Origin of the sequence: Nodularia harveyana UHCC-0300 (assembly GCF_034931085.1) — a bacterium.
Lineage (GTDB): Bacteria > Cyanobacteriota > Cyanobacteriia > Cyanobacteriales > Nostocaceae > Nodularia > Nodularia harveyana.
Genome location: NZ_JAYGHG010000058.1, coordinates 1 through 7490 on the forward strand (window position 1 = coordinate 1; position 7490 = coordinate 7490).

Below are 7490 nucleotides of genomic sequence, written 5' to 3' on the forward strand. Positions count from 1 at the left end.
CCACTCCTTCTCTGCTTCCAGAAGCTACTGCTTGTTCTGATGATTCTGACTTGTCGAAAGCTGCATAATTTGATTGCTTGACTTCGGGGGTTGTTTTCTTCTTCTTTATACCCCCTGAACGCTTACAAACTTTGGAAGTTTCTTTGCTTGAGAGCTGCTAAAGTCCAATGGAGTTTCAGGTAATTTTTTATATGTTGAAGCTTCGGGATCTGAGAGCGGTGTTGTTCATCAACTAAAGCGTAAATTTTCTCTTTAATTAAAATATTTGTATCTAGCCGCCGAGACAAGGAAAATTTTTGATTATGAGCGCCAGTCCAAATTGTGCGATAGGCCAAACACTGATTCACGAAAACTGCATCACCGAACTGAGCTATACGAATCCAAGAATCAATATCATCACAGTTAGCATCGAGTTGGGAATCCCAACCAGAAGTTTGAGCAAAAGCATCACGACTACAAGCGACCTGAACAGGTGTACCAAAGGGTACAAGCTCTAAGAGCATACCGTAGTGAAGATCAGCTTGTGGGATAGAAAAAGCTAAACCAGGGCCAATTTGGGGAGTACGACTGAGTTCAATTTCATCACTATCCACCTGAGCAGCCACACAAGAACAGATCACAGCACCTGGACACAAGGCGATCGCACGGCTCATTTCTGCTATACAATTGGGAGCCAAATAGTCATCATCATCCAAAAACTTAATCCAGTCACCACTAGCTTGTTTTACTCCAGCATTTACCGTTTCCGCGTGACCTTTGTTCACCGGATTGCGATGATAAACAACAGAGTTACCTAAGCTTTTGATGTATTCTTCAGTTTCATCAGACGAACAGTCATCAGCAACTACTACTTCACAAGGTATCGTCTGGTTAAGAGCAGAGTGAATGGCTCGTTTCAGCAAATTTAAGCGATTATAGGTAGTAATGACAACACTAAATTTCATAATTTGATATCCGTAGCAGAGACTCATACAATATACCTTCGATGTTCAGTCTGTTGTAATTAATAAAATTATCGAGATTTTGATCTAAATAAGTAGACTGAAAGAGGATTATCGATTTATGATTAGTGATTGTGAGTTTTTAAAGTAGAAAGACTATGAGCGCTCAAGAAATTATCCGCTCCATTGAAGCGGAACAACTAAAATCGGATCTGCCTATTATCTATGTAGGCGATACCGTAAAAGTCGGTGTCAAAATTAAAGAAGGACAAAAGTTTCGTGTACAACCCTACGAAGGGGTAGTGATTGCTAGACGTAATGGTGGCATTAACGAAACTATAACAGTCCGCCGCGTATTCCAGGGGATTGGTGTAGAGCGGGTATTTTTGCTACATTCTCCCCGCATCGACAACATTAAAGTCATCCGTCGCGGTAAAGTCCGCCGTGCTAAACTCTACTATTTACGCGATCGTGTAGGTAAAGCTACCCGGATCAAGCAACGGTTTGACCGTGCCTTGTAAGTCTCGGCCCAAAGTATGGGAAAAACTTCTACGAACAAGCGGCTTATGCCGCTAATTTGTTCCTCCGACAAAAATAAGGTACAATAATGGAGAAAATGCGTTATACTAAAAAAGGTTCAGCGCAATAGCTGAATCAAACGCACCTTGTGCGCTCTTAGTTCAGTTGGTAGAACGCAGGTCTCCAAAACCTGATGTCGGGGGTTCAAGTCCTCCAGGGCGCGCTTACAAGCAAAAATACACAGCCCGGAAGAACAACACGCCTGCTAAAATAGCAGATAGTGCTAGTTATTTCGGGTGTAATTATTTTAAATTTACAGCTTTTTTGCTTCCAGTAAGTATGATGGAGTCACGGCTGTGAACCTGGACGAAAATTAGCAAGGTATAGCTTTATTTAAGAAAAGGGGGGAAAACGACAGTGGCCAAAAAAAATGAAGCAGAAATGCCAGCAGAAACCAATGGATTCAGTTTAGGTAACTTCTTTCAGGGTACGAAAGAAGAACTGGAAAAAGTGGTTTGGCCAAGTCGCAAACAGCTAGTGAGCGAATCAGCAGGTGTGCTATTAATGGTTACACTATCTGCATCGTTAATATATTTGGTCGATGGATTGTTCGGTTGGGTAGCACAACAGGTATTCTGATGACTTCTGCAACAGACGAACCATATAACTCAGCGTTCCATTCTGAGGAAACAGCAGAAACAGCCCTCAATCGAGCGCGCTGGTATGCAGTACAAGTAGCCTCAGGTTGTGAAAAACGTGTTAAGACAAACTTGGAGCAACGTATCCAAACGTTTGATGTATCTGACAAAATTGTCCAAGTGGAAATTCCTCACACCCCAGCCGTGAAAATCCGCAAAGATGGTACTCGTCAGCACACAGAGGAAAAAGTTTTTCCAGGTTATGTGCTAGTGCGAATGGTGTTGGATCCTGTAACTAAGGAAATTCCCGATGATACTTGGCAGGTGGTGCGAAATACTTCTCACGTGATCAATTTCGTGGGAGCAGAGCAAAAACGTGGTACCGGCAGGGGTCGGGGTCACGTTAAACCAGTACCTTTAGGTGCATCAGAAGTAGAACGGATCTTCAAACAAACTAGCGAACAGGAGCCAATTGTCAAAATTGACATGGCTACTGGTGATAAGATAGTGGTGCTTTCAGGTCCTTTTAAAGACTTTGAAGGCGAGGTGATTGAGGTCAGTCCAGAGCGAAGCAAATTAAAAGCCTTGCTCTCGATTTTTGGTCGAGATACACCAGTGGAATTGGAATTTAATCAGGTAGAAAAACAGAGCTAACACAAATGGCGAAGAAAGTAGTAGCGGTCATTAAACTGGCCCTGAATGCTGGAAAAGCCAACCCAGCACCACCAGTAGGACCCGCATTGGGTCAACACGGTGTGAACATTATGATGTTCTGCAAAGAGTACAATGCCAAAACAGCAGACCAAGCTGGAATGGTAATACCTGTAGAAATTTCGGTGTTTGAAGACCGGAGTTTTACATTTGTACTCAAAACACCACCAGCATCAGTACTGATTCGCAAGGCAGCGAAAATTGAAAGAGGCTCTAGTGAACCCAACAAAAATAAAGTTGGATCAATTACAAAAGCTCAACTCCAAGAAATAGCCCAAACGAAAATGCCTGATCTGAACGCCAATGACATAGAAGCGGCGATGAAGATTGTGGAAGGTACTGCCAAGAATATGGGTGTAACTATCTCGGACTAGTCATGAGTCATTAGACAAATGACAACAGAAAAAACTTATCGGGGGAGAGATATAACCTCGTAATTACCCCAGGAGAGAACAATGGGAAAAAAATTATCGCGCCGCTTGCAGGCGCTGCTAGAAAAAGTAGAAGATAGGGAATATACCCCTTTGGAAGCTTTAAGTCTACTGAAAGAAACAGCAACAGCTAAGTTTCCCGAAGCGGCTGAAGCCCATATTCGGTTAGGAATTGACCCCAAGTATACAGACCAACAGTTACGGACAACGGTAACACTGCCTAAAGGTACTGGACAAACTGTACGGGTAGCAGTAATTACCAGAGGCGAAAAAGTTGCTGAAGCCACCAATGCTGGTGCGGATGTAGTTGGCTCTGATGAGCTGATTAACGAAATTCAAAAAGGTATGATGGATTTCGACAAGCTGATTGCTACACCAGATGTAATGCCACAGGTGGCAAAACTTGGTAAACTGCTAGGTCCTCGTGGTTTGATGCCATCACCTAAGGGTGGAACTGTGACATTTGACTTAGCTAGTGCGATCGCTGAATTTAAAGCTGGTAAATTAGAATTCCGGGCTGATCGAACTGGTATTGTCCATGTTATGTTTGGTAAGGCATCCTTTTCGCCGGAAGATTTGTTAGTAAACTTGAAAGCGTTGCAAGAGACGATTGACCGCAACCGTCCAGCAGGAGCTAAAGGGCGTTATTGGCGGACAATTTATGTAGCTTCCACTATGGGGCCATCAATTAAAGTTGATATCAATGCTCTACGCGATTTGAAGGTGAACGAAGCAGCTTAACAGGTATTAGGGACGAAAGAAGAGAAAAGATATTTACAAACATCTGTTTCTTTAACTCAGTACCTAATGTACTCCAGTACCAAAACTAAATAAGCAAAGCCGGAGACAGCAGGAGCCATTGGCTCAAAAATCCTGCCGAGGTTAAAGCTCTAATTGCCTGAATTCTCACCCGTTGAGGTGTGATAACAAAGGTATGATGAGTTTTCCCCTCCTACCCCGGCTCACATAGCTGGGGTTAATTGTTTTTACTGGCTGATAGTAAAACAAAGAAATTCGGCACACTGTTACCAATAAATGGTAATGCCATTTTTAAATGGGCTGCTCCCGAATTAATACCTGTGAAGAAAAACCCAGCGACCAGTTGAGTTAAAGCAGGAAGTAAAACAGAATTTACTCTCAATAAGTAGATTTAAAAAAGTTTTGCTTAATGGAAAATAATGATTTTGCCCTTGGAGGTAAAACTAAACATGGGTAGAACGCTAGAAAATAAAAAAGAGATAGTAGCTGATCTCAAAAACAGTCTGAGTGAGTCAACTTTGGCACTGGTAATTGATTATCAGGGGTTAACTGTTGCTCAAATCACTGACTTAAGGCAAAGGCTACGTCCCAGTGGCGCTGTATGTAAGGTCACTAAAAACACCTTCATGGGTATTGCCATTGACGGTGATGATAACTGGCAACCACTTTCGGAATTGCTCCAAGGTTCTTCGGCCTTTTTGCTGGTTAAAGAAGACTTTTCATCGGCAATTAAGGCTTATCAAGAGTTCCAGAAAGCTACCAAGAAGACAGAACTTCGTGGTGGCGTTATGGAAGGTCGCCTGCTCAAGGAAACCGATGTCAAAGCTTTAGGAGACTTGCCATCCAAAGAGCAACTCATGGCGCAAATTGCTGGAGCTATCAATGCCTTGGCTACCAAAGTGGCCGTGGGTATCAACGAGGTTCCCAGTTCCTTGGCTCGTGCTTTACAGGCTGTGGCTGAAAAAGAAGGTGACAGCACCGACAATGCGGCTGAATAAAATTCGCCAAATTACATCCAATTTTGCCTGCTGGAATTTATGCTTAATTACAGCTTTTGGTGGGCAGAAACTAAATTTACATTACAGGAGTTATATCAATGTCTGCTGCAACTGATCAAATTCTCGAACAATTGAAAACCCTATCTCTGTTGGAAGCATCTGAGTTAGTTACACAAATTGAAGAAGCTTTCGGCGTTAGTGCTGCTGCACCTGCTGGTGGCATGATGATGATGGCTCCTGGTGCTGCTGCTGGTCCTGCGGAAGCAGCAGAAGAAAAGACCGAGTTTGACTTAGTACTAGATTCTGTTCCTGCTGACAAGAAGATTGCAGTACTGAAAATTGTCCGTGAATTGACTGGTTTAGGTCTCAAAGAAGCAAAAGATATGGTGGAAGCTGCACCTAAAGCAATCAAAGAAGGTATTGCAAAAGAAGCTGCTGAAGATGCTAAGAAGCGCATCGAGGAAGCTGGTGGTAAGGCAAGTGTGAAGTAATAGAGATTGTTCCTCAAAACTTGTAGTTTAGGAACTTTCAGAAAAAGCCTGCCTGTGCAGGCTTTTTTTAATGCAAATTAGCATCCCAAACGCCAATGTAAATCCGATCTTGCTGATTGCGTTGAATTACACCTTTTAATCCCCCAATATTAAAAGAGTATTGCCTTGTTTGGCGATCGCTCACTTTTTGGAGTCCTTGGTTGATATCATTATTAGCATTACCACCCAGCATTCCCTCTAATGTTCTTTGCATTACTTCCGGCTGGGTAGATTGGGCAAAAGACACTTCAGTTTGCCGTAATACTCCCGTTTGGAGATCAAATAAGTAACCAAGATCAACATTGTTTTCTAAGTTATAAAGAAAAGCACGAGTATTCCATAACCCCTTAGAAGTTTTATTGGGCTTACCTAAAGCAGCTCTGACAGCATCTTGAGAAGTGCCTGTGGGAAATGCGGGTACAGTGGAAGTCTCAGTATTGCTCGGAACAGGATTTGGATTTTGTTGCGGTGGTGGTTCTGGAGTTTCTGTTGTCGGTGGTGATGATTCCGGAACCTCTGCTGGTGGTAGTGATGTTTCAGGTATTAGTGCATCTTCCGGCTGCTGAGATGAAGTAGGAAGATCCGGTTCTGGTGTAAATGTCGGAGTTACCTGTGGCGGTGGTTGTACAGGTACTTCTTCTATATCTTGAGGAGGTTCCACAGCAACTGGCGGAATCGCAGGTTCCGGAAGCAGGGATTCTGGGGAAGGAGTGGGAACAACGGGATTAGATTCGGAAGATGCTGTAGATGATGTGGTAACGGATTTTGGAGACTGTGGTTGACGAGTGATACTGGAAATTGCTACCCCACCAATTAAACCACCCAAAACTAAACTACCGATAATTAAAGTGGGCTTTTGCCAATTAGTCCTAACAATACTTGGGGCTGAAGAGATTGCCTGGGTTTGGTGAGTTGCAGCTATATGGGCAGGACTTAGGCTGACTGTAGCGGCAGTAGTTTGATGAGACGGTCGAGAAATATCATTGACCGATTTTAAAGCATATAGCATTTTACTGGCGGTACTATAGCGATCGCTCACATGGGGCTGAATTGCCTGATTAATTACCTGAGCCAGATGTGGCGAGACATTGGGGGCTGACTCTTGCCAGAGAATTTCCCCAGTTTGTAAGTGTGTCTGTAGTTCTGGTGGTTGCTTACCCGTCAGTAAATAAATCGCCGTCAAGCCTAAACTGTATATATCAGTGGCGTAAACTGGTCGTCCGATAGCTTGTTCTGTGGGCATATACCCAGGTGTTCCAATTACAAGCGATAGCGAAGCGCTGCTGCAAGCAGATCGCGTATGATGATTTGGAGAACTGACAACTGAACGGATAGTTTCCTTAACCGCTCCAAAATCAATCAAAAATGGCTTGTTATCAGTTGAGCGCAGAATAATGTTATCTGGCTTGATATCCCGGTGAATAATCCCCTTACTGTGGACATAATCTAAAACTGATAACAAACTCAGCAAAATTTGCCGAACCGCAGTTTCACTCTCATAACCCTTCGCTTCGACAATATCTGTCAAAGTTGACCCTTGAATCCATTCTTGAACCAGATAAAACAGCCCATTCTCCGAAAAGTAAGCATATAACTGCGGAATTTGGTCACTACCATCACCCAAATACTCCAAAGTTGCCGCTTCTCTCTCAAAGCGCTGTTGAATCATTTCATAGGTTTTTGGGTCATTGGCTATCGGCTTCAGTTGCTTGATGACACAGCGACGGCGAGAAGGGATATGGGTATCCTCCGCCAAAAAGGTTTCGCCAAATCCACCAGCACCGAGAACTTTGATCACCTGATAACGATTATTCAGCAGCGTTATTGTCATGAATATTTACCAAAAAATGGGGTGTAAAGCCCCGTCTCTTCAGGACGGCTTTCGAGAGCGTGATTTAGGCAAAGAATCTTGATGCATCATAGTCTGTAATCGTTGTAAAATAAATGGCAAGTTCTTCGACAT

10 protein-coding genes, 1 tRNA gene and 1 other annotated feature are annotated in these 7490 nt (G+C 43.2%); of the genes, 8 read left to right on the forward strand and 3 right to left on the reverse strand.

Features of this window, described 5'->3' with window-relative positions; genetic code table 11:
• Positions 1-122: 122 nt before the first annotated feature.
• The gene (locus VB620_RS20555; RefSeq protein WP_323198016.1) at positions 123-944 is read right to left on the reverse strand and encodes a glycosyltransferase family 2 protein; all 822 of its coding nucleotides are present in this window, start codon (positions 942-944) and stop codon (positions 123-125) included.
• 155 nt (positions 945-1099) lie between these two features.
• On the opposite strand from VB620_RS20555, the gene rplS reads away from it, so the two are divergent.
• From rplS to rplA, 6 genes are all read left to right on the forward strand, one after another.
• Positions 1100-1462, forward strand: a complete 363-nt coding sequence (gene rplS / locus VB620_RS20560) for a 50S ribosomal protein L19 (RefSeq protein ID WP_323198017.1) — start codon at positions 1100-1102, stop codon at positions 1460-1462.
• 148 nt (positions 1463-1610) lie between these two features.
• Positions 1611-1683, forward strand: a tRNA-Trp gene (locus tag VB620_RS20565).
• 194 nt (positions 1684-1877) lie between these two features.
• Positions 1878-2099, forward strand: a complete 222-nt coding sequence (gene secE, locus VB620_RS20570; protein WP_323198018.1) for a preprotein translocase subunit SecE — start codon at positions 1878-1880, stop codon at positions 2097-2099.
• Complete coding sequence (nusG, locus tag VB620_RS20575; protein ID WP_323198019.1) at positions 2099-2752, forward strand: transcription termination/antitermination protein NusG; 654 nt, start codon at positions 2099-2101, stop codon at positions 2750-2752. Before secE ends, nusG begins: the two co-directional genes overlap by 1 nt.
• Positions 2753-2757: 5 nt before the next feature.
• Entirely contained in the window at positions 2758-3183 is a 426-nt protein-coding gene (gene rplK / locus VB620_RS20580; protein ID WP_323198020.1) for a 50S ribosomal protein L11, read from the forward strand.
• Between the two features lie 81 nt (positions 3184-3264).
• The gene (rplA, locus tag VB620_RS20585) at positions 3265-3981 is read left to right on the forward strand and encodes a 50S ribosomal protein L1 (protein WP_323198021.1); all 717 of its coding nucleotides are present in this window, start codon (positions 3265-3267) and stop codon (positions 3979-3981) included.
• 81 nt (positions 3982-4062) lie between these two features.
• Positions 4063-4231: a sequence feature (ribosomal protein L10 leader region), on the forward strand.
• Here the strand turns inward: rplA and VB620_RS20590 are convergent.
• Positions 4217-4381, reverse strand: a complete 165-nt coding sequence (locus VB620_RS20590) for a hypothetical protein (protein ID WP_323198022.1) — start codon at positions 4379-4381, stop codon at positions 4217-4219. It overlaps the preceding feature by 15 nt.
• A gap of 67 nt (positions 4382-4448) precedes the next feature.
• On the opposite strand from VB620_RS20590, the gene rplJ reads away from it, so the two are divergent.
• Both rplJ and rplL read left to right on the forward strand, forming a co-directional pair.
• Positions 4449-4997 carry a 50S ribosomal protein L10 gene (rplJ, locus tag VB620_RS20595; RefSeq protein ID WP_323198023.1) on the forward strand — a complete coding sequence of 183 codons (549 nt, stop codon included), beginning with the start codon at positions 4449-4451 and terminating at the stop codon, positions 4995-4997.
• Between the two features lie 98 nt (positions 4998-5095).
• The gene (rplL, locus tag VB620_RS20600; RefSeq protein ID WP_323198024.1) at positions 5096-5488 is read left to right on the forward strand and encodes a 50S ribosomal protein L7/L12; all 393 of its coding nucleotides are present in this window, start codon (positions 5096-5098) and stop codon (positions 5486-5488) included.
• A 67-nt stretch (positions 5489-5555) separates the two neighbouring features.
• Here rplL and VB620_RS20605 read toward each other — a convergent pair whose 3' ends face one another.
• Positions 5556-7358 carry a serine/threonine-protein kinase gene (locus tag VB620_RS20605; RefSeq protein ID WP_323198025.1) on the reverse strand — a complete coding sequence of 601 codons (1803 nt, stop codon included), beginning with the start codon at positions 7356-7358 and terminating at the stop codon, positions 5556-5558.
• Between the last annotated feature and the right edge of the window lie 132 nt (positions 7359-7490).

Coding starts and splice junctions, on each gene's coding strand:
- VB620_RS20555 (WP_323198016.1), bottom strand. CDS start 944: ATGAAATTTAGTGTTGTCATTACTACCTATAATCGCTTAAATTTGCTG.
- rplA (WP_323198021.1), top strand. CDS start 3,265: ATGGGAAAAAAATTATCGCGCCGCTTGCAGGCGCTGCTAGAAAAAGTA.
- rplL (WP_323198024.1), top strand. CDS start 5,096: ATGTCTGCTGCAACTGATCAAATTCTCGAACAATTGAAAACCCTATCT.
- rplS (WP_323198017.1), top strand. CDS start 1,100: ATGAGCGCTCAAGAAATTATCCGCTCCATTGAAGCGGAACAACTAAAA.
- nusG (WP_323198019.1), top strand. CDS start 2,099: ATGACTTCTGCAACAGACGAACCATATAACTCAGCGTTCCATTCTGAG.
- rplK (WP_323198020.1), top strand. CDS start 2,758: ATGGCGAAGAAAGTAGTAGCGGTCATTAAACTGGCCCTGAATGCTGGA.
- rplJ (WP_323198023.1), top strand. CDS start 4,449: ATGGGTAGAACGCTAGAAAATAAAAAAGAGATAGTAGCTGATCTCAAA.
- VB620_RS20605 (WP_323198025.1), bottom strand. CDS start 7,358: ATGACAATAACGCTGCTGAATAATCGTTATCAGGTGATCAAAGTTCTC.